The sequence below is a fragment of the Microbacterium sp. B19(2022) genome, assembly GCF_012030385.1.
Classification (GTDB): domain Bacteria; phylum Actinomycetota; class Actinomycetes; order Actinomycetales; family Microbacteriaceae; genus Microbacterium; species Microbacterium oxydans_B.
Genome location: NZ_JAAUVO010000001.1, coordinates 82,082 through 103,233 on the forward strand (window position 1 = coordinate 82,082; position 21,152 = coordinate 103,233).

The following is a 21,152-nucleotide window of genomic DNA, read 5'->3' on the forward strand; positions in this document are numbered from 1 at the left end:
TAATTACATATGCATCAATCGTCGTCCGAGAAGCCCTGGACCACGACCGATCGCACCCCGTCGAGCCGCGCGATCGCATCGATCAGCTCCGACCGCATCTCGGGCGAAGCCTCCGCGAACTCGAGCGTCGCGCGCATGTCGGAGTCCCCGTGGATCCGTGCGGCTCCGAGGAGGGTGGCGGGAAGACCGCGGCGCTCGGCGGCGGCGAGCACCTCGCGGATGGCACCGCGCTCGGACTCGTACTGCAGCGTGACCCGCAGCCGCTCCGGCTCGGGCCGCAACCGGTCGCGCACGCGGGACAGGGGGCCGACCGTCAGCAGATGCAGCCCCGTGCCGGCGATCGCCAGCAGCGGCATGTTGGCCCCGCACGCCATGCCGATCGCCGCCACGACCCAGATGGTCGCGGCGGAGGTCAGCCCGGAGACGGCGTTGTTGCGCACGAAGATGACCCCGGCCCCGAGGAAGCCGATGCCCGAGACCACCTGCGCCGCGATGCGAGAGGGATCGACGGCCACGTCCGGGCCGAGCACTCCCTCGAATCCGTACGCCGAGATCAGCGTGAAGATCGCGGAGCCGATCCCCACCAGGACGTGCGTCCGCAGCCCGGCGCTCTTGAGCTTGCGCGATCTCTCGATCCCGACGGCGAGCGAGAGGACGAACGCCAGAGCGAGGAGTCCGAGCTCCACGAGCAGGTGCGGATCCCCCACGATGCTCACGAGAACTCCATCATGTCCGAACAATAGCACTTTATGCATTTCACGGGTCAGGTCGCCCTCGGAACGGATGTCTCCGCGCGCCTCACCGCCCGGATCCGCCGAAAGAGAGGTGACATGGGCGATCGTATGATTGTCGCTACAATATGACTCCCTCACAGAAAGCGGAGCACCATGGCCGATCTCGTCACTCCGTGGCCGAACGATCTGTTCGCCGACATCGACCGCACGGGACCCGTCCCGCTCTACTTCCAGGTGTCGACGCGCCTCCAGAGCGCGATCCAATCCGGCGCCATCCCCGCCGGTGCCCGCCTCGAGAACGAGATCTCGATCGCCGAGCAGCTCGGCCTGTCCCGGCCCACCATCAGGCGCGCCATCCAGGAGCTCGTCGACAAGGGCCTGCTCGTACGGCGCCGTGGCATCGGCACCCAGGTCGTGCAGGGCTCCGTCACGCGCCAGGTCGAGCTCACCAGCCTGTTCGAAGACCTGCAGAGCGCCCATCACGAACCGGGGACACAGGTGCTCACCCACGAGGTGATCGCGGCATCCGACGAGGTCGCGGCTGCGCTGGGCCTCGCCCCCGGCACCGAGGTGCTGCATCTGCGCCGACGACGCAGCACCGACGGCGTCCCCGTCGCCGTGCTGGAGAACTACCTGCCGGGCGAGTTCGCGAACATCTCGTCGGAGCAGCTCGAATCCCGCGGCCTCTACCAGGTGCTGCGTGCGCGCGGCGTGGCCATCCGCGTCGCCAAGCAGAAGATCGGAGCCCGGCGGGCGGAGGCCGACGAGCCCGAGTTGCTGGAGATCGAAGCCGGCGGGCCGTTGCTGACGATGGAGCGCATCTCGTTCGACCAGTCCGGCGCGGCGATCGAGTTCGGACACCACTGCTACCGTCCCGACCTCTACCGCTTCGAGACCACGCTCGTCGCCAAGTAGCCCGCAAGCCCCTGGGGCGGCGGATGGCGTCTCCGTAGACTGACCCCATGGATGCTGTGCTGTGGATCGTCGGGATCGTCGTCGGCCTGATCGTCGTCGTCGCGATCCTGACGGTCGCGCTGCGCGGGATGCGGCCGAAGCTGCCGGAACCGCAGGTCTTCACGCCGACGGCCGCGACGCCGCGCTCCGCTCCCGCCTCCTCGGCGTCGGCACCCGCCTCCGGACTCACCCCCGACGTCGTCGCCGAGATCGATCGGCTCGTCGGAGCAGGGCACAAGATCCACGCCATCAAGCTCTACCGCGACCACACCGGCGTGGGCCTGAAAGAGGCGAAGGATCGCGTGGAGCACTGGTCGGCCAGCACGACCGCTCCGCACCTCGCCGCCGTGTCGAACGCCAGCGCCGTGCACTCCTCCATCACCCCGAGTGCACTGACGCCGTCGACCGTGCGCGCCTCGCTGCCGGCATCCGTGGCATCCGAGATCGACGGTCTCATCGCCCGCGATTCCCAGATCGGGGCGATCAAGCTGCTCCGGGAGCAGACGGGCCTCGGGCTCAAGGAATCGAAGCTCCTGATCGACGCCTGGGTTCCGCACCGCAGCTGAGCGCGACGGACCGGCACCCGCGGCGCGCGGAAGCGGACTCCCCGGCGAGGGAGAATGGGAGGGTCCCCCACCGCAAGGAGCCTCATGACAGACCGTCTCGACCGCGCCCGCAGCACCGGCATCCTCGCCGTGCTCCGCGCTTCGTCCCCCGAGCTGGCCCTGGAGGCCTCCGAGGCGATCATCCGCGGCGGGGTCACCGGCATCGAGGTGACCTTCTCGACGCCCGACGCACCGGCCGTGATCCGCGAACTCATCGCCCGCCACGGCGACGCCGCGTACATCGGCGCCGGGACCGTGACGACCGCCGCGCAGGCAGCGGCGGCCGCGGATGCGGGGGCGGAGTTCCTCGTCAGCCCCGGCACGCTCCCTCACCTGACCCGCTCGATGCTCGACACCGATCGCGTCGTGATGACCGGGGCCATGACCCCCACCGAGGTCATGAGCGCGCTCGAACTCGGCGTCGACGTCGTGAAGATCTTCCCGGCATCGCTGGGCGGCCCGTCGTACCTCGGCGCACTGCGGGGCCCGTTCCCCGACGCCCCGCTCATGCCGACCGGCGGCGTGAGCCCCGACAACCTCGCAGCCTGGTTCGCGGCGGGTGCGGTCGCGGTCGGCGCCGGTGGCGACCTGGCCAACGGGGCATCGATCGCGGCATCCGATTGGGCCGACATCGAGCAGCGCGCCGCCCGGTTCACGGCCGCACTCGCCGCCACTCGCAGCTGATCGACCGACGGCGTTCAGCATCGTTTGGTATACCAGACGCATGCGTGAGCGCCCGACCCTCATCCTCAGCGCACTCGTCGCCGTGCTGCTGACCGCGACGGCCTGCACCGCGAACCCCGCCCCGTCCGCACCGACACCGGAGGTCTCCATGTCCGACGCCACGCAGGACCTGCTCATCGCCGCCGGAGACGGAGATGCGGATGCCGTGCGCGCGGCCCTCGATGCGGGAGCTGCGATCGAGGGCCGGGGCGACGGCGGCATGACCGCCCTGATCGCGGCGACCAAGGCGGATCAGGTCGACGCGGCACGGGTGCTCATCGAGGCCGGTGCCGACGTGAACGCGAAGGACGACATCCAGGACTCCGCCTACCTGTACGCCGGGGCCCGCGGCCACGACGAGATCCTGCGTCTGACGCTCGAGAGCGGCGCCGACCTGACGAGCACGAACCGCTTCGGCGGCACCGCCCTGATCCCGGCCTCCGAACGCGGACTGCTGTCGACGGTCGAGATCCTGCTCGAGGCGGGTGTCGACCCGAACCACGTCAACAACCTGAACTGGACGGCGCTGCACGAGGCGATCGTGCTCGGCGACGGTTCCTCCCGCTACGTCGAGGTCGTGCGCGCGCTCATCGACGGCGGGGCGGACATCGGCATCCGCGACGGCGACGGTGTGCTGCCGGTCGACCTCGCGAGGAGCCGCGGCTACGACGCGATCGTCGCCGAGCTCGAACGGTGATCGCCCTCGACCCGTGGGCCTGGGCCGCCCTCGCCGTGGCCGCGGTGACGATCGGCATCTCGAAGACCGCGCTGCCCGGCGGCAGCATCCTGGCCATCGCCCTGTTCGCCGCGGTGCTGCCCGCCCGTACCTCGACGGCCGCGACCCTGCTGCTGCTCATGGTGGGCGACCTGTTCGCGCTGTTCGCCTACCGCCGGCACGCCCACTGGCCGACGCTGCTGCGCCTCGCCCCCGCTGTCATCGCGGGGCTCCTCGTCGGGTTCGCGTTCCTCGCCCTCGCCGGTGACGGGGTGGTCCGCCGGGCCATCGGCGTGATCCTGCTCCTGATGATCGCCGTGACCCTGTGGCGCCGATGGCGGCAGAGCAAGGCCGACGCGAAGGCCGACACAGTGGCCCCGCCGTCGGGTGGCATCGTGCTCGCGGGCGCCTACGGCACGCTCGGTGGTTTCACGACCATGGTCGCCAACGCGGGCGGACCGGTCATGTCGATGTACTTCCTGGCCACCCGCACGCCGGTGCAGGTGTTCCTCGGCACCTCGGCGTGGTTCTTCGCCATCATCAACGTGATCAAGGTGCCGTTCCTCGCCGGCCTCGGACTGTTCCACCCGCCGGTGCTGCTGATGGATGCCGTGCTCGCCCCGCTCGTGGTGATCGGTGCGCTGCTCGGCCTCCGGGTCGCGCGGCGCATGAACCAGCGCGTGTTCGACCGCATCGTGATCGTGCTGACGATCCTCGGCGCGGTGTACCTGCTGATCTGAGCGGCGTGCCCCGCCCTCAGTCGAGGAAGATGTCCGGAAACAGCGCGCTGTCGGGTGTGCCGGGGATCGCGGCGTAGCCCGAGAAGTCGGTCACCCCGTCGGCCTCGAGCACGTCTTCCACGATGAGCGACTGCCCCGTGTACGACGCGGCGGGCTTGAGCAGCACGGCGTACGCGGCGTCCGCATAGATCGCGGGCGTGCGACTCGCGGCCATGACCTTGTCGCCGCCGAGCAGGTTCTGCACGGCCGCCGTCGCGATCGTGGTGCGGGGCCACAGCGTGTTGGCGGCGATCCCGTCGCGGGCGAACTCCGCCGCGAGGCCGAGCGTCGCCAGCGTCATGCCGAACTTCGCCAGCGTGTACCCCGTGTGCGCGCCGAGCCACTTCGGGCTCGGGTTGAGCGGCGGCGAGAGGGAGAGGATGTGCGGGTTCTCGGCATCCTTCAGGATCGGCACGGCCGCGCGCGACAGCATGAAGGTGCCGCGCACGTTCACATCCTGCATCAGGTCGTACTTCTTGGCGCCCAGGTCGAGCGAGCGCGAGAGGTCGATGACGCTGGCGTTGTTGATGACGATGTCGATGCCGCCGAACTCGCCCTGCGTCTTCATGACCGCTTCGGTGATGTCGTCGTCGTCGCGCACGTCACCGACGATCGGGAGCGCGTTGCCGCCGGCTGCCCTGATCTGCTCGGCGGCGGTGTGGATGGTGCCTTCGAGCTTCGGATGCGGGGTGTCGGTCTTCGCGAGCATCGCGATGTTCGCGCCGTCGGCGGCCGCCCGCAGCGCGATCGCGAGTCCGATTCCGCGGCTGCCGCCCGACATCAGGATGGTCTTTCCGGCAAGGGACATGGTTTCTCCTGGGTTCTGATCGCGACGGGAAGTGGGGGCTGCGGTCATCTCGGGGCCATGCGGATGGCGCCGTCGAGACGGATGGTCTCGCCGTTGAGGTAACCGTTCTCGACGATCTGCTGCACGAGGGCGGCGTACTCGTCGGGGCGGCCGAGGCGCGACGGGAAGGGAACCTGCTGGCCGAGGGAGTCCTGCGCGGCCTGCGGGAGACCCATCAGCATCGGCGTCTCCATGATGCCGGGGGCGATCGTGCACACCCGGATGCCGTGGCGCGCGAGTTCGCGTGCGACGGGGAGGGTCATCGCGTGCACGCCGCCCTTGGACGCGGAGTAGGCGGGCTGACCGATCTGACCGTCGAACGCCGCGACGCTCGCGGTGTTGACGATGACGCCACGCTCCTCGTCGTGCAGCTCGTTCTTCGCGATCACGGCGGATGCCTGCGAGATGACATTGAACGTGCCGACGAGGTTGATGCGGATCACGCGCTCGAAGTCGGCGAGCACCGCGGGATTCCCCTCGCGGTCGAGCACCTTGGCGGGCGGCGCGATACCGGCGCAGTTCACGACGACGCGCAGGGGGGCCGCGGACTGCGCGGCGGCGACGGCCGCCTGCACCTCGTCGGCGCTCGTGACGTCGGCGGCGACAAAGAGTCCGCCGAGCTCGTCCGCGATCTCCGCGCCCTTCGACGAGGGGAGGTCGATGATCGTGACATGGGCTCCTGCCGCCACGAGCCTGCGTGCGGTGGCGAGCCCGAGGCCGGAGGCCCCTCCGGTGATGAGTGCACCCTGACCGCTGATCTGCATCTGAGGTTCTCCTTCGAACGTCGTTGCGCGACACGCTTCGCTGGAACGCGGTCTCAGCCTACGTGGTTCCTGGTTCCACCACGAAACGGGTGGCGCCAGCCCGCAGGAGCTGCGTTCACAGCGAGCCTACGACACCGTCTCCACCGAGAACGGTCCAGACATCCGAAGCCTGCGGCCGGATCGGTCCCCCCATCCGAAGCCTCCGGCAGGATGGGAGCATGACCATCCCCACCGAAGACGTCGTCGTGCCCGATCGCGTCCGGCTCCTCGCCCGCGGTGCGGACCTCGAGTGCGTGTGGCGGAACAATGCCGGCGGGCTGACCTTCCGCGCCACCGGCCAGGGCGAACCGTTCTTCATCAAGTGGGGACCGCGGAACCTCGAGTCCACGCTGCGCGACGAGGCGGAGCGGATGCAGTGGGCCTCGCAGTGGATCACGGTGCCGACCGTGCTCGACAGCGGCGCCGACGAGACGCACGAGTGGATGGTCACCGCCGGGCTCGACGGGCTGAGCGCCGTGGACCCACGGTGGATCGCCGAACCCGCGACCGCCGTGCGTGCCGTCGGCGAGGCACTCCGCGCCATGCACGACGCCCTGCCCGTCGCGGACTGCCCCTGGGAATGGAGCGTGTCGTCGCGCATCGAGAACGCCGAACAGCGCGGCATCGTCATGCCGGAGGCGCTCCGAACCGCACCCGAGATCGAGCTCCTCGTCGTCTGCCACGGCGATGCCTGCTGCCCGAACACTCTGGTGGGCGACGACGGTCGTTGGCTCGCGCACGTCGACCTGGCCATGCTCGGCGTGGCTGACCGCTGGGCCGACATCGCCGTCGCCGCCATGAGCACCGAGTGGAACTACGGCCCCGGCTGGGAGGACGCGCTCATCGAGGCCTACGGCGTCGAGCCCGACCGCGAGCGCCTCGCCTACTACCGAGATCTCTGGAACGCGACGTGACGCCGCGCTGACACCGCGCTCAGGTGCCGGGGCCGAGGATGAAGTTCCACGCCCCGGTGGCGACGGCTGCCGCGATCGCGATGCCCGAGATCGCGGCTCCCACGGCGAGCAGCATCCACTCGGCCAAACCGAACCGCGACTCACGCGCCCAGGTGCGCCGCCCCGGAGCGCCGAAGCCCCGCGCCTCCATGGCGGTGGCGAGCTTCGCCCCACGCCGGATCGACAGCACGAGCAGCGCGAAAGCCATTCCGAGGAACCGGCGGATGCGGCCACGATCGGCCACGCCCCTCGCTCGGCGGGCGAGCTCGAGCGCACGCCAGTCGTCGAGGAAGAGACCCACCATCCGCAACCCGGCGAGCGCGCCGAGCACGAACCGGGCGGGGAGCCGCAGGATCTGGCCGAGGCCGTCGGCGAGGTCGGTCGGGTCGACCGTGATGAACAGGACGACCGAGGGCAGCGCGATCGCGAGCACCCGCAGCATCGTGGCGAGCGCGAGCGCGAGCGATCCCTCACTGATCCGCAGCACGAACCAGTCGACGTAGACAGTGCCGCTCGTCTCGCCGTAGAGCGCGATGGTCAGGCCGGTCAGGGGTGCGGCGAGCCAGACCGGCCAGGTGCGCATCCAGAACTCGCGCCAGCCGATACCGGCGAACAGGAACAGCACGAACTCCAGCACGAGGGCCACGGATGCCGACACCGGATCGAGCGTCAGGATCAGCGGCACCGCGATCAGCGCACTGACCCCGAGCTTGGCCACCGGATTGACGGCGGCGAGAGCTCCGGTGCGCGCCTGCGTGTCGAGCAGGGTCATGACACGCCTCCGAGTTCGAATCTCTCGGCGTGCAGCGCCCGCGCGACATCGAGGTCGTGGGTGATCGTGACGATCGCCGACCCCTCGTCGCGGAGCGCCGCGAGCATGGCGACGAGTTCCGCCCAGGTGCGGGCGTCCTGCCCGAAAGTGGGTTCGTCGAGGACGAGTATGCGGGGCCGGGTCGCGATCGCCGCAGCGACCGTGAGACGGCGCTTCTCACCGCCGGACAGCGTGTAGGGATTGGCGGCGGCGAGGTGCGTCAGGCGCAGGCGCGCGAGCAGCTCGTCGCTGCGCGCGGTGATCTCGTCTTCGGGCGTGCCGAGCGCCCGCGGCCCGACGGCGAGCTCCTCACGCACGGTCTTGGCGAGCAACTGGTGCTCGGGCTCCTGGAACACCATGCCGATGCGGGTCAGCAGGTCGCGCGACGCCCAGCGGATCGGCGACGGGTCAGCCCCGGCGGCGAGCACGGCGGATGCCGTCAGGTCACCCGCGGCCGGCGGAAGGAGTCCCGCGAGAGTGAGCCCGAGCGTGGACTTTCCTGCGCCGTTCGGACCGGTGATCGCCAGCGCCTGGCCGGCGTGCACGTCGAGGTCGATACCGGTGGCGACCGGGCGTCCCTTGACGCGGGCGACGGCCAGGCCGCGCGCCGAAAGCAGCGTCTCGCCCGGCATCCCGCGCGGGGGCGGCGGAGCGGCGGGAGCGTGCCCCGGCACCCAGACCCCGTCGGCCGCGAGCCGTGCGCCCTGGTCGCCGAGCACCTCGCCGGGTGCTCCGTCGGCCATCACTCCCCCGGCTCCGATCACGATCACGCGGGTGATGAGCGGCAGCCAGACCTCGAGGCGGTGCTCGACGACGATCAGCGTCGCGGGCTGTGCCTGCAGCATCCGCTCCACTGCGTCGCGCACCTCGACGACCCCGGCCGGGTCGAGGTTGGCGGTCGGCTCGTCGAGCAGCACGAGCCCCGGACGCATCGCGAGCATGCCGGCGAGCGCGAGCCGCTGCTTCTGTCCGCCGGAGAGCGCCTTGGTCGGGTGGTCCAGCGGCACATCGAGGCCGACGGCATCCAGCGCCGCCACCACCCGCGGCCAGATCTGCGCCCGCGGCACGCCGAGGTTCTCGCAGCCGAAGGCGACGTCGTCGCCCGCTCGCGCCAGGATCACCTGCGAGTCCGGGTCCTGCAACACGAGGCCGGCGCGCCCCCGGGTGGCGACGGCGGGAGCACCGTCGACGAGCAGTTCGCCCGTGCTCTCGCCCTCTTCCTCGCCGCCGAGCACGCCCGCGAGTCCGTGCAGCAGGGTGGATTTGCCCGCGCCGGACGCGCCGAGCACCAGCACACGCTCACCGGGGTCGATGCGGAACGAGACGTCGCTGAGCGCCCAGGCGAGGCGACTCGCGTGTCGCCACCCCCAGCCGCGTGCCTCGACGGCGGCGGGAACGGTGGGATCCGCCGCCATCAGACGCGGACGCGCGCCTCGCGCCCGGAGCCGAATCGGTCGAGCGCTCCGGTCGCGGCGATGCCTCGCGCCAGCACCCACGACAGCGCACCCGCGATGACGGCACCGGAGATGACGGTGCTGATCAGGTAGATCGTCGTGAAGGCGGGGCCGGAGCCGGCGTACCAGAGCACGAGGTTGTTGATCCCGCCCGCGAGGGCAGCACCGGCACCCGCGAGGATCGCGACCGGCAGCGACCAGCGGCGGTAGAAGAAGAGGAGGAAGATCAGCTCGGCGCCGAGGCCCTGCACGAGTCCTGCCTCGAGTGTGAGGAATCCGCCCCACTGGTTGCCGATGAGGGCGGAGACGACCGCCGCGAGCAGCTCGACGTAGATCGCGGCGCCCGCCTTGCGGATGATCAGCCCGCCGAGGACGCCGGCGAAGAGCCACGGGCCGTCGAGAAGCCCCTGCACGCCGGGGAGCAGCGGCTCGAGCAGGGCCTTCGGGCCGAGGTAGCCGACGTTCCACGCGAGGAAGATCAGGCCGGCGGCGACACCGATGACGCTGGCGACGACGATGTCGACGATGCGCCAGCGCAGGAAGCTCCTGGCCGGGGGCGAGGCCTGGGCCTTCGTGGACGCCGATGTGGACGTGGACGTGCTCATCTGAACTCCTCCCTGCGCTGGCATGACCCAGATCAGGTTCGACGGTCGAAGCGCGATTCGCTCCCTCTCAGCCCGGCTCGCCGGACTCCCGTGGTTGTGCTGAAGAGCCTACCGGCTCACGACACCCCGTGCGCGACGAGGCTGCGCGCCGCGCAACGCGCCCGGGATTGGGTACCGTAAACGAGTGACCGCTTCAGATCCCGCCGACGAGGCGACGGGCGTCGTCGATGGCGACAGCTCGCCGGACGCCGTCCCCTCCGGACCCGTCGACGCCCTGCCGGCCGCGCGGGACGCTCTTGCAGCGGACTCCGGCGACTCCTCAGCCTTCGCCGCCGACCGGCTGTTCGCGGGCGATGTGCGCCCTCCGGACGCCGTCGTGGCCCCGGCGATCCCGGTCGACTCCGCGGCGATCGGCGCGCTGTTCACGACGCAGAAGTCCACGGGCGGCGACGTCGAGCCGGAACCCGAGTTCCTCACCGAACCCGTCGAGCCCGTCGAGGCCATGGAGCCCGCTGAGCCCGGGGATGCGATCCCGACGACACCCCCGCTGACCAAACCGCCGTTCGTCCCGTCCGAGCGGACGACCGGTGAAGAACCGGCGGACGACGCGAATGCTCTCCTCGACGCGAGCGCACCGCAGTGGGCGGATGACACGACCGGGGCGACGGCCCTCACCTGGGTCGATGCCGCAACGGTCGCCGCGCACCCGCCTCTCGCCACCCTCGACGAGCCGGCCGAGGCTGAGCAGACAGGCGGACTGATGCGCGGGGCCCACCTGCGACCGGCGATCGCCCGTCCGGGGATCCTGGTGCCGTTGGCGACGCTGGTCGCGATCGTCGCCGCCTACGCCGGCACGACGATGCTCTGGCCGCTGCACGAAGTGCCGCCCACGGTGCAGTCCGTCGAGTTCAGCACGGTCCCCGCCGCCGCGGCTGCGCCCACCTGGCCCGGCGAGGGCAGCGCCGCTGTCGGCATCGGCGGGTTGAGCACGGTGGCCTCGAACCCCGGTGCCGTCAGCATCGCGAGCATCACCAAGGTCGTGAGCAGCCTGATGGTGCTCGACCGGATGCCGCTGGCCCTCGGCGAGCAGGGCCCCGAGTTCCGCTTCAGCTACCGCGACAGCGTGGAGTACTGGGACTACCGGCGCAGTGATCAGTCGGCGCTGGATGTGCCCGTCGACGGCGTGCTGACCGAGTACCAGCTGCTGCAGGGCACGCTCCTCGGCTCGGCGAACAACTACATCGATCGACTCGCCTCCGAGATCTGGGGCTCCGACCGGGAGTTCGCGTCCGCCGCGGAGACCTGGCTGAGAGAGCGCAACCTCACCGGCATCACGGTCGTCACCCCGTCGGGCTTCGACGAAGGCAACGTCTCGACGCCCGATTCGCTCATCGCACTGGGCGAGCTGGCGATGCAGAATCCGGTGTTCGCCGAGATCGTGGGAACGAAATCGGTCGACCTGCCCGGCGCGGGCACGGTCGTCAACACGAACAAGATGCTCGCCGACCCGGGTGTCGTCGGCATCAAGACCGGCACGCTGGTCGGCTGGAACCTGCTCACGGCGAAGGATGTGACGGTCGGCGACACGACGGTGAAGTTGTACGCCGCCGCGCTGAACCAGGCGGGCGACGATGAGCGGCTCGCCCTGACCCGCTCGCTCTTCGCCGAGACCGAAACTGCACTGCAGGCGCAGGGCCCGGCGGTCGCCGCGGGCACGGTCGTCGGACGCGTCACGACCCTGTGGGGCGAGGATGTCGAGGTCGTCACCGACTCCGACGCCGATGTGGTGCTCTGGAACGGCGCCCTTGCGACGGCGACGCCGACCTTCGACCTCGCGGACGAGCGCGATGAAGACGACACGGTGGGAACGATGACCGCCGTCGGACCGCTCGACAGCGCGACGGTTCCCCTGGTCCTGGCGCGAGACGTCGAGGGCCCGAGTCCCTGGTGGCGTCTGACCCACCCGCTCGAGCTCCTCGGCATCACCACCGACGCACGCTGACTCTCTCACCCTGAAGAGTCAAAGAACGCCGCCTCCAGGCCTGAGGAGGCGGCGTTCTTTGGCTCCTCACCTGCTCCGCACAGCACAGCGCACACAGAAACGCGCACACAGCACAGCGCCCCACCCCGCGTGTGCGGGAGGGGGCGCTGTGCGTGAGGCGTGTGCGGCGGGATCAGCCGCGAGGAGCGGAGCCGTCGGCGCCGTCCTCGAGCAGAGCCTGCGCGGCGGCGACCTCGGCCGCGGGCGCCTGGGCCCCGACCGATGCTCCGGCCACGGCGGCGGCTTCTTCCTTCGCACTCTCGTCGTCGCCGGCCTCTCCGGTGACGACGACGGGCGTCGATCCGGTGAGAGCGTCCTCGGCGTCGATGTCGGTCGCTGCCTGCTCGAACTGCGACTGGTACAGACGCCAGTAAGCGCCCTGCGCGGCGATGAGCTCGTCGTGCGTGCCCTTCTCCACGATGTCGCCGTGCTCCATCACGAGGATGAGGTCGGCGTCGCGGATGGTCGACAGGCGGTGCGCGATCACGAACGACGTGCGACCCTCGCGGAGCGCAGCCATCGCGTGCTGCAGCAGCAGCTCGGTGCGGGTGTCGACCGCCGACGTGGCCTCATCGAGGATGAGGATCGACGGCTGCGCGACGAATGCCCTGGCGATCGTGATGAGCTGACGCTCGCCCGCCGAGACGTTCGCGGCATCCTCGTCGAGCACGGTGTCGTAACCCTCGGGAAGGGCATGCACGAAGCGGTCGACGTAGGTCGCCTTGGCGGCGGCGAGAACCTCTTCATCGGTCGCCGTGGAGCGACCGTATCGGATGTTCTCGCGGATGCTGCCGGCGAACAGCCACGGGTCCTGCAGCACCATGCCGGTGCGTGAGCGCAGTTCGTCGCGGGTCGCCTCGGCGATGTCCTGACCGTCGAGGGTGATGCGTCCGCCGCTGAGCTCGTAGAAGCGCATGATCAGGTTGACCAGCGTCGTCTTGCCCGCTCCGGTGGGTCCGACGATCGCGACCGTCTGCCCCGGCTCCACCCGGAACGACAGGTCCCGGATGAGCGGGCGGTCGGGCGTGTACGAGAACGCGACGTTCTCGAACTCGATGACGCCCTTGCCCTCGACGAGCTCGGGAGCATCGGCGTCGTCCGCCTCCTGCTCGTCGGCGTCGAGCAGCTCGAACACCCGCTCGGCGGATGCCGTGCCCGACTGGACCACGGCAGCCATGCCACCCAACTCGGACAGCGGCTGCGTGAACTGCTGCGAGTACTGGATGAACGCCTGCACGTCACCGAGGCGCAGCTGGCCGTTCGCGACCATCAGGCCACCGAGCACCGCGATGCCCACGTAGCTGAGGTTTCCGACGAACATCATCGCCGGCATGATGATGCCGGAGAGGAACTGTGCCTTGAAGCTCGCCTGGAACAGCTCTTCGTTCTCGACCTGGAACTTGTCCAGCGCGTCCTTCTCGCGTCCGAAGACCTTCACCAGCGCGTGACCGGAGAATGCCTCCTCGACACGGGCGTTCAGTCGACCGACCTTGCGCCACTGCGTGCCGAAGGCCTTTTGCGAACGCGGTCCGATGATGCCGAAGATGACCGCCATGAGCGGCAGCGTGATGAGTGCGACGAGCGCGAGCTGCCACGAGATCGAGAACATCATGACGAGCACGCCGATCACGGTGAGCACCGAGGTGAGTGCACCGGAGAGCGACTGCTGCATCGTCTGCGTGATGTTGTCGATGTCGTTCGTGACGCGCGAGATCAGCTCACCGCGCTGCACCTTGTCGAAGTACGCCAGCGGCAGGCGGTTGATCTTCGCCTCGACCGACTCACGCAGTCGCCACATGGTGCGCACCATGATCACGTTGATGACGTAACCCTGGATCCAGGTGAGGAATGCCGCAGCCACGTAGATCGCGAGCACCGCGGCGATCACCAGACGCAGCGCCTCGAAATCGACGCCCTGGCCGACGGTGAAGTCGCCCAGCGCCCCGACCTGGTTCGCGAAGTCATCCTGACCGGAACCACGCAGCGCATCGATCACGACGTCTTGCGGTGTGCCGGCCGGGAAACCGGGGAAGTCGCCGTTCGGCTGCCCGAGCTGGATGGAGATGAAGCCCTTGTAGACGAGGTTCGTCGCCTCGGCGAGCACCTTGGGCGCGGCGACCGTGAGCACGACGCCCAAGGCGCCGAGGATCGACACGAAGACGAACCAGATCGCCGAGGGCTTCAGCAGCCCGATCATGCGCGCGAAGCTCGGACCGAAGTTGTCGGCCTTGCCCGGCGCCACGCTGTCCCAGTCACCCGAGTTCTGGCGCGCCTGCTCGGCGAGCTCGGCCTCGTACTGCTCCTCGGCCGACAGCTCGACCTCGGCCACTGCCGTCGCCGCCTTGCCGCGGCCGCGGCCGCGCTTGACCGTGCCCTGTTCGTTGTTCTGCTCGCTCATGCGTCCACCCCCAGCTGCGACTCGACGATCTCTCGATAGGTGTCGTTCGTCTCGAGCAGCTGCTCATGCGTGCCGACGCCGACCATGGTGCCGCCGTCGAGGACGACGATGCGGTCGGCATCCGTGATCGTGGAGACGCGCTGCGCGACCACGATCTTCGTCACGTGCGGGAGCTCCCGCCACAGCGCCTGGCGCAACCGGGCATCCGTGGTGAGGTCGAGTGCCGAGAACGAGTCGTCGAACACGAGGATCTGCGGCTGGTGCACGATCGCACGCGCGATCGCGAGACGCTGCCGCTGACCGCCGGAGACGTTCGTGCCGCCCTGGGCGATGCGCGAGTCGAGCCCATCGGGCATCTCCTCGACGAAGTCGCGACCCTGCGCGATGTCGAGCGCGTGCCAGAGCTCTTCATCGGTCGCCTCCTCGCGTCCGTAGCGCAGGTTCGACGCGACGGTGCCGGTGAAGAGGAACGGACGCTGCGGCACGAGGCCGATGCTGTCCCACAGCGACTCGACGTCGGCCTCGCGCACATCCGTGCCGCCGACGTGGACGGAGCCGCCCGAGACGTCGAAGAGCCGCGGGATGAGCGAGATGAGGGTCGTCTTTCCGGAACCGGTCGAGCCGACGATCGCCACCGTCTCTCCGGGCTCGGCCGCGAAGCTGATGCCGCGCAGCACCGGGGAGTCGGCGCCGGGGTAGGTGAACTCGACGTCGTCGAGCGCGACTGCTCCGGGCACCGGGAACTCGGTGACGCCGTTCTCGGGGCGCGCCAGGGTGGACTCGGAGTCGAGCACCTCGCCGATGCGCTCGGCGGAGACCGCGGCGCGCGGGATCATCATCGCCATGAAGCTCGCCATGATGACACCGCCCATGATCTGGCCGATGTACTGCATGAAGGCGAACAGCGTGCCGACCTGCACCGTGCCGTTGTTGACCTCGATGCCGCCGAACCAGATGACCGAGACGACGGTCACGTTGAGGATGAGCATGAACAGCGGGAACAGCAGCACGAACAGCGAGCCGACCTTGCGGCCGACGACCATGATGTCGGTGTTGGCCCCGCGGAAACGCTCTTCTTCGATGCGCTCGCGCACGAACGCGCGCACGACGCGCACACCGGTGAGCTGCTCGCGCATGATGCGGTTGACGTTGTCGAGCTTGCCCTGGTAGCTGCGGAACAGCGGCACCATCCGGCCGATCACGAGCGCGGCGAGGATCAGCAGCGCCGGCACCGAGACCGCGATCAGCCAGCTGAGGCCGACGTTGGTCTGGATGGCGAAGAAGATGCCGCCGATCGCGAGCAGCGGGGCGGTGACGAGCATGGTGGCGCCCATCATCGCGAGCATCTGCACCTGCTGCACGTCGTTGGTGTTGCGGGTGATGAGCGAGCCGGCGCCGAACTGCGACACCTCGCGCTCGGAGAAGCCGCTGACCTTGCCGAAGACGTCGGCGCGGATGTCGCGGCCGGCGCCCATCGCGGCGCGCGCGGCGAAGAAGGTCGCGGTGACCGAGGCGATGATCTGCCCCAGCGACACGGCGAGCATGAACAGACCCGTGCCCCAGATGTAGGCGGTGTCACCCTGGGCGACGCCCTTGTCGATGATGTCGGCGTTCAGGCGCGGGAGGTAGAGGGTCGCCGCAGCGCTGGCGAGCTGGAACACCAGCACACCGAGCAGCAGCCACCGGTATCGGGAGAGATAGCGGAAGAGGATTTTTCCCAGCACAGGCGGACTTTCTAGGAAGGATGAAACGGCGGGTTTCTCGGCAGACGGATGCCGACCGACAACCGGCCACAAGACAGAGTGCCACGAACCGTGGACATTCGTATCCCCCTCGGGGCTGACCTTCGCTGACAGCGAACCCCTCCACCCGGAGATCATCGGTTTCTGCACGCCGGCGAAAAAATGAACGACCCGGACGGAGCATCTCTTGTGTTTACTCGTTGATACAACTTGTGATAGACATATGACACAAACGAGAACGGACCCCCAATGCTTCCGCACATCGCATCTCTGCTCGACCCGATCCCGCTGCTGGGCGCGCTCCTGTCGCTGCCGCTGGTCTCCCTGATCCTCGCGGCGATCATCGCGGCGGGGATCGCGGTCTCGCCCCGAGGGGCGGCACGGCGACGGAGCCGCGTCCGGCTCACGCCCTCGGCGTCCACCGCCGTGTCCGCCCGCTATACGCCGGAGCACCGCACCCTCGGCATCGCGGCGATCGCCGTGATCGTAATCTTCGCCGCCGAGAACCTGATCACGGGGTACGTCCTGGGGATGTTCGGCGTGAGCCTCAACGGCGTCGTCGGCTGGTGGCGGTACGCGACTCCCGTCTTCACGGCATCCGTCGGCGTGGCCATCCTGCTGGCGATGATCGCGACACGAGGCAGCACCCCTCCGGAGCGTCCCGTCGTCTCCGCACGCCGGACCTGGCTGACCTTCAGCTCCCGCGTGGGGTCGGTGGGCACCGCCCTCGCCCTTCTCGCCCTCATGACGACCACGCTGCTCGCCGGACTCGCATCGTCGAACCTCAACGGCGGTCCGTATGTCTACCTCGAGATCGACGTCCCCAACGAGACCATCGATCCGATCCGGCCCTGGTTCTACGGATGGGCGTACGGCATCCCCGTGCTCATCTGTACCGCCGCCCTCATCGCCGTCGTCGTGGCGGCGCTGCAGGCCAACTCTGCTCGCGCGTTCCTCCGCCCGGAGACGGTCGTCGCCGAACAGCGCGAGCGTCGCGACATCGCGAGCGGGATCAGCCGGCTCGCGGCTTCTGCGGCCCTGCTCGCTCTGGCGGGCGCACTCCGGTTCATCGCCGAGGCGGGATCGGTCGCCGGGCTCACGGTCATGGGCGACGGCCGCAGCGACACCTACGACGCGTTCTGGCGATACGGCGAGGTTGCGGCCATCGGGGGGTGGGCTGCTCCGGCCCTCGAGATCACGGGGTTCGTGATCCTGTTCCTCGTGACCGCGCAGCTGGCGCAGGGCTCCGAGTCCACCGCTCCGGCCCCGCGCACCGCCGAGTCGAGGGCCGCACAGTGAGCCCGAACCCGAAGCTGTCGCCGGCCGACGAGGCGAATCCGGCTCTCGACATCTACCGACAGCTGCGTGGCCTGATCGTCTCCGGACAGCTCGGCGCCGGCGAACGGCTGCCGACGGTGCGCCAGACCGCGAGCGATCTGGGCGTCGCTCCCGGCACGGCCGCACGCGCATACAAGATGCTCGAGGGTGAGGGGCTCGTGATCTCGCGCACCGCAGCGGGCACACGGGTGGCGGAGACCGCGGGTGTGCTTCCGGCATCCGTCATCCGTCGCATCCGCGAACTGGTCGAGGAGGCCGCATCCGTCGATGCCGATCCGGATGACGTGGTCGACGTGCTCCGGACGATCTGGCAGACGCGCACCCCGGATCCGTCCGTGGCCGACGAGGGCGCGTAGGCCACGGATCGCGCGATGCGACCTCAGAAAAGGGCCGGCTGCGGCACGTAGTTCCGGGCGGGGGCACCGGCATCCGGAGCGAGCTCCGCCAGGGTCGACGGGTCCCACTTCGGGTTGCGGTCCTTGTCGACCAGCTGCGCCCTGATGCCCTCGACGAGGTCGGGATGCTGGTTCACGAACCACAGCACCCGTCGGTACTCGCCCTCGAGTGCCGCGCGCAGGCCCGACATCTCCCTCGCCTCGCGCACGGCATCGAGGGTCACGGTGAGTCCGGTCGGCGCGAGGCCCTCCAGGAGGTCGGCCGTGGCGACGGCATCCGTGGTCCCCTGCCGACGCAGACGCGCGACGATCTCGGTCACGGTCGGTGCGGAGAACGCCTCGTCGATCCACTCCCGCGATGCCGGCAGCTGCGTGGGCTCGGGCGTCTCGTCGAAGAGCAGCACGATCTCGCTGGGCCCGGTCGGGTCCGCGCGGAAGGCGAGTGCTTCGCTCAGCGCCTCCAGACGGTCCGAGGGCACGAAGTGGTCGGCGAAGCCGAGGTACACGGCATCCGCGCCGTTCATCGTCGATCCGGTGAGTCCGAAGTACTCGCCGAAACGCCCAGGCGCCCGTCCGAGAAGCCAGGTGCCGCCGACGTCGGGCGTGAAGCCGATGCGGGTCTCGGGCATCGCGAGCTTCGACCGCTCCGTGACGATGCGGATGGCGGCGTGGCCGGCGAGCCCGATGCCGCCGCCCATGGTGATGCCGTCCGCGTAGGCGACGACCGGCTTGGGGTACTCGGCGATCATCGCGTTCAGGGCGTACTCGGCGCGGAAGAACTCCGCGGTCCGTTCGGCCTGCCCCGCCACGATCTGCCCGTGCAGCGCGCGCACGTCGCCACCGGCGCACATGCCGCGCTCCCCCGCGCCGTCGATCAGCACGATCTGCACATCGGTGTCGTCGCGCCATGCGGTGAGGGTTTCGGTGAGGTTCCCGATCATCTCCGCGTCGAGGGCGTTGATCGCCTCCGGACGGTTGAGGGTGAGCCGCCCGAGTGCCCCTTCGGTGCGGGCGAGGACACGGGAGGCAGCCTGAGAATCGGTCACGCGTGCCAGGCTACCTCTCCCGAAGGGCGGTATTCCGCGCGAAATGCGGGATCCGACAGGCTTTTCCGGCAGGATAGGGAGGAACTGTTCAACGCGACGAGAGGTCACGATGCCCGAAGGACAGGTGCTGGAGTTCACGCACGTGACGAAGCGCTTCAATGAGGTGACCGCCGTCTCGGACTTCTCCGCGCGCGTCGAGCCGGGAGCCGTCACCGCCTTCCTCGGCCCCAACGGAGCCGGCAAGACCACCACGCTGCGCATCCTGCTCGGTCAGGTGCGCGCCACATCCGGAACCGCGACGATCGGCGGCACGGCCTACAGCGAGCTGCGTCAGCCGCTGCGCACGATCGGCGCCGTGCTGGAAGAGACCGCCTACCGCCCGCGGCGCACCGCCGAACGGCAGCTGACGATCGCCGCGAAGGCGAACGGCGTGCCCCTGGCGCGCGTGGGCGAGGTCCTCTCGCTGGTCGGTCTCGACGGTGAGGGCGACTCGCGGATCGGCGGATTCTCGCTCGGCATGCGCCAGCGGCTCAGCGTCGCGCACGCGCTTCTCGGCGACCCCGGGGCCCTGGTCTTCGACGAGCCGGCCAACGGGCTGGATCCGGAAGGCATCCGCTGGATGCGTCTGCTGATGCGCCGCCTCGCGGACGAAGGGCGCACGGTGCTCGTGTCGTCGCACGTCCTCAGCGAGGTGGAGCAGGTCGCCGACAACGTGCTCGTGCTGTCGAAGGGCCAGCTGGTGCTGGCCAGCGGCATCGAGACCCTGGCCGACCCGAAGGGCGGCTCCGTCATCGTCGATGCCGCGGATCGTGATGCGCTCAGCGCCGCTCTCTCCGAAGCCGGGTTCGACATCGAGGTGCTGCGCTCGGGCCTGACCGTCCGTGGCGGTGACGCCGGCACGGTCGGCGCTGTGGCCGCCGAAGCAGGCATCGCCCTGAGCACGCTCGTGCAGCGCGGACCGACGCTGGAAGACGTCTTCATCGATCTGATGCGTGGCGGCAGGCACGCGCCGCCCGCCTACCCGGCACAGGCACAGCCGATCGCTCCTCCCGTGGCCGCTGAGGCCCTGGCCGCCGACGCCACCCTCGCGCCGAACGAGTCCGTGGTCGCGATCCCCGTCGCCGCAGCGGCAGCATGGGCGGCCGAGGCCGCCGCAGCTCCCGCCGATGAGGCCGTCGCCGACGATCTCGCCGCGGTGGGCACCGCCCGCACCGACGGCGACTCCGAGGAAGACGGCGACTCCGAGGAAGAGGTCGGCGACGAGCCCGCCACCGACGAGTCCACGCCCGCGGATGAGGTTCCTGCCGCCGACGACGCGCACGCTGAGCCTGCCGAAGCGGATGCCGACGTAGACGACGAGGCGAATGCCGACGAGGCGAGCGCGGACGAGTCCGAGTCCACCGAGCCCCCGGCACGGTCCTTCGACGAGATCCTGTTCGGGGCGGCGGCGCCAGCCGCGGCCGATGCGCCGACGGTCACCGAGGAGGCACGCCACAGCGTTGCCGAGATCTTCGACACGTCGGATGACGAGCACGCCGCGGACGAGGCTTCCGAGCAGCAGCCTGCCGACGTCGAAGACACCGACGACCATGCCTCGGGCGTCGAGATCTTCGCCGACCTCGCCGACAGCTCCGATGCCGACAGCTCCGATGCCGACAGCTCCGATGCCGATGCCGACGACGACGCGTCAGACCTCGACGCCGCTGACCTCGACTCCTCGGACAGGCCGGAGGCCGCCGGTGAGGCTGTCGACGAGGACCCGCGCTCCGCTGCCGTCAGCTCGATGCTGGCCGCCGCCGCACGCGCCTACTACGAGGACGAGCCCAAGGACTATCCCCTCAGCCCGGCATCCGAGGAATCGGCAGGTGACGCCTCGACCGAGAACGCCCACTGGAGCATCGCCTCCACCGGCGTCATCGACACCGTCCCCCTGGCCGCATCGGATGAGGCGAACGACGAATCCGGCGCCGAGGAGAACCACGACGGTGGTGCCGAGGAGAGTCACGAGGCCGGCGAGAACCACGACGGTGGTGAAAACCACGAGGGTGGCGAGAACCACGACGGTGGCGAAAACCACCACGAGGGCGACGAGCACCACGAGGGCGACAACCACCACGGTTGAGCTCCAGCGCCGACGAGAACCGAGAACGCCCTCCCGACCACATGGTCGCGGAGGGCGTTCCTCTGTTCGGTCAGCGGCGGTCGAAGC

At 69.8% G+C, this 21,152-nt stretch carries 19 protein-coding genes and 1 riboswitch; of the genes, 10 read left to right on the plus strand and 9 right to left on the minus strand.

Features of this window, described 5'->3' with window-relative positions; genetic code table 11:
* Positions 1-14: 14 nt before the first annotated feature.
* Positions 15-716, minus strand: a complete 702-nt coding sequence (locus HCX50_RS00420) for an MgtC/SapB family protein (protein ID WP_308162119.1) — start codon at positions 714-716, stop codon at positions 15-17.
* A 171-nt stretch (positions 717-887) separates the two neighbouring features.
* Between HCX50_RS00420 and HCX50_RS00425 the strand changes: the two genes are divergently transcribed.
* The 5 genes from HCX50_RS00425 to HCX50_RS00445 all read left to right on the plus strand — a co-directional run bounded on the left by HCX50_RS00425 (position 888) and on the right by HCX50_RS00445 (position 4,471).
* The gene (locus HCX50_RS00425; protein WP_167632627.1) at positions 888-1,649 is read left to right on the plus strand and encodes a GntR family transcriptional regulator; all 762 of its coding nucleotides are present in this window, start codon (positions 888-890) and stop codon (positions 1,647-1,649) included.
* Positions 1,650-1,696: 47 nt separating this feature from the next.
* Positions 1,697-2,254 (plus strand): ribosomal protein L7/L12, encoded by a 558-nt coding sequence (locus HCX50_RS00430; protein ID WP_237682261.1) that lies wholly within the window; start codon positions 1,697-1,699, stop codon positions 2,252-2,254.
* Between the two features lie 84 nt (positions 2,255-2,338).
* A complete protein-coding gene (locus HCX50_RS00435) occupies positions 2,339-2,977 on the plus strand; it encodes a bifunctional 4-hydroxy-2-oxoglutarate aldolase/2-dehydro-3-deoxy-phosphogluconate aldolase (RefSeq protein ID WP_167632628.1) in 639 nt (212 codons plus the stop codon).
* Between the two features lie 40 nt (positions 2,978-3,017).
* Positions 3,018-3,713, plus strand: coding sequence for an ankyrin repeat domain-containing protein (locus tag HCX50_RS00440; RefSeq protein WP_167632629.1), 696 nt, complete (start codon positions 3,018-3,020; stop codon positions 3,711-3,713).
* Positions 3,710-4,471 carry a TSUP family transporter gene (locus HCX50_RS00445; RefSeq protein ID WP_167632630.1) on the plus strand — a complete coding sequence of 254 codons (762 nt, stop codon included), beginning with the start codon at positions 3,710-3,712 and terminating at the stop codon, positions 4,469-4,471. Before HCX50_RS00440 ends, HCX50_RS00445 begins: the two co-directional genes overlap by 4 nt.
* A 16-nt stretch (positions 4,472-4,487) precedes the next feature.
* Here the strand turns inward: HCX50_RS00445 and HCX50_RS00450 are convergent, their stop codons facing one another.
* Both HCX50_RS00450 and HCX50_RS00455 read right to left on the minus strand, forming a co-directional pair.
* Positions 4,488-5,318 (minus strand): SDR family oxidoreductase, encoded by an 831-nt coding sequence (locus tag HCX50_RS00450; RefSeq protein ID WP_167632631.1) that lies wholly within the window; start codon positions 5,316-5,318, stop codon positions 4,488-4,490.
* A 44-nt stretch (positions 5,319-5,362) separates the two neighbouring features.
* Positions 5,363-6,121 (minus strand): SDR family NAD(P)-dependent oxidoreductase, encoded by a 759-nt coding sequence (locus HCX50_RS00455; RefSeq protein ID WP_091031587.1) that lies wholly within the window; start codon positions 6,119-6,121, stop codon positions 5,363-5,365.
* A gap of 218 nt (positions 6,122-6,339) precedes the next feature.
* On the opposite strand from HCX50_RS00455, the gene HCX50_RS00460 reads away from it, so the two are divergent.
* Positions 6,340-7,074 (plus strand): aminoglycoside 3'-phosphotransferase, encoded by a 735-nt coding sequence (locus HCX50_RS00460; protein WP_167632632.1) that lies wholly within the window; start codon positions 6,340-6,342, stop codon positions 7,072-7,074.
* Between the two features lie 19 nt (positions 7,075-7,093).
* On the opposite strand, the gene HCX50_RS00465 is transcribed toward HCX50_RS00460, so the two are convergent.
* The 3 genes from HCX50_RS00465 to HCX50_RS00475 all read right to left on the minus strand — a co-directional run bounded on the left by HCX50_RS00465 (position 7,094) and on the right by HCX50_RS00475 (position 9,983).
* On the minus strand, positions 7,094-7,885 hold the full coding sequence (locus HCX50_RS00465; protein WP_167632633.1) for an energy-coupling factor transporter transmembrane component T family protein: 792 nt from the start codon (positions 7,883-7,885) through the stop codon (positions 7,094-7,096).
* Positions 7,882-9,339: an ABC transporter ATP-binding protein gene (locus HCX50_RS00470; protein WP_167632634.1), complete on the minus strand. Its 1,458-nt coding sequence runs from the start codon at positions 9,337-9,339 to the stop codon at positions 7,882-7,884. The genes HCX50_RS00465 and HCX50_RS00470 overlap by 4 nt, the downstream gene beginning before the upstream one ends.
* Positions 9,339-9,983, minus strand: coding sequence for an ECF transporter S component (locus HCX50_RS00475; RefSeq protein WP_091032280.1), 645 nt, complete (start codon positions 9,981-9,983; stop codon positions 9,339-9,341). Before HCX50_RS00475 ends, HCX50_RS00470 begins: the two co-directional genes overlap by 1 nt.
* A riboswitch (TPP riboswitch) is annotated at positions 9,974-10,085 on the minus strand. Its footprint overlaps the gene before it by 10 nt.
* Before the next feature lie 82 nt (positions 10,086-10,167).
* Here HCX50_RS00475 and HCX50_RS20140 point away from each other — a divergent pair.
* On the plus strand, positions 10,168-11,985 hold the full coding sequence (locus HCX50_RS20140; protein ID WP_167632635.1) for a D-alanyl-D-alanine carboxypeptidase: 1,818 nt from the start codon (positions 10,168-10,170) through the stop codon (positions 11,983-11,985).
* A gap of 172 nt (positions 11,986-12,157) precedes the next feature.
* Here HCX50_RS20140 and HCX50_RS00485 read toward each other — a convergent pair whose 3' ends face one another.
* Both HCX50_RS00485 and HCX50_RS00490 read right to left on the minus strand, forming a co-directional pair.
* Complete coding sequence (locus HCX50_RS00485; protein WP_167632636.1) at positions 12,158-14,422, minus strand: ABC transporter ATP-binding protein; 2,265 nt, start codon at positions 14,420-14,422, stop codon at positions 12,158-12,160.
* Entirely contained in the window at positions 14,419-16,146 is a 1,728-nt protein-coding gene (locus tag HCX50_RS00490) for an ABC transporter ATP-binding protein (RefSeq protein WP_167632637.1), read from the minus strand. Before HCX50_RS00490 ends, HCX50_RS00485 begins: the two co-directional genes overlap by 4 nt.
* Before the next feature lie 267 nt (positions 16,147-16,413).
* On the opposite strand from HCX50_RS00490, the gene HCX50_RS00495 reads away from it, so the two are divergent.
* Complete coding sequence (locus HCX50_RS00495) at positions 16,414-17,463, plus strand: hypothetical protein (RefSeq protein WP_167632638.1); 1,050 nt, start codon at positions 16,414-16,416, stop codon at positions 17,461-17,463.
* Entirely contained in the window at positions 17,460-17,858 is a 399-nt protein-coding gene (locus tag HCX50_RS00500) for a GntR family transcriptional regulator (protein ID WP_091031614.1), read from the plus strand. Before HCX50_RS00495 ends, HCX50_RS00500 begins: the two co-directional genes overlap by 4 nt.
* Positions 17,859-17,881: 23 nt before the next feature.
* Here the strand turns inward: HCX50_RS00500 and HCX50_RS00505 are convergent, their stop codons facing one another.
* Positions 17,882-18,943 (minus strand): 3-hydroxyisobutyryl-CoA hydrolase, encoded by a 1,062-nt coding sequence (locus HCX50_RS00505; RefSeq protein ID WP_167632639.1) that lies wholly within the window; start codon positions 18,941-18,943, stop codon positions 17,882-17,884.
* Positions 18,944-19,052: 109 nt separating this feature from the next.
* Here HCX50_RS00505 and HCX50_RS19690 point away from each other — a divergent pair, with 109 nt between their 5' ends.
* Positions 19,053-21,065 (plus strand): ATP-binding cassette domain-containing protein, encoded by a 2,013-nt coding sequence (locus tag HCX50_RS19690; protein ID WP_205828682.1) that lies wholly within the window; start codon positions 19,053-19,055, stop codon positions 21,063-21,065.
* Positions 21,066-21,152 lie beyond the last annotated feature (87 nt).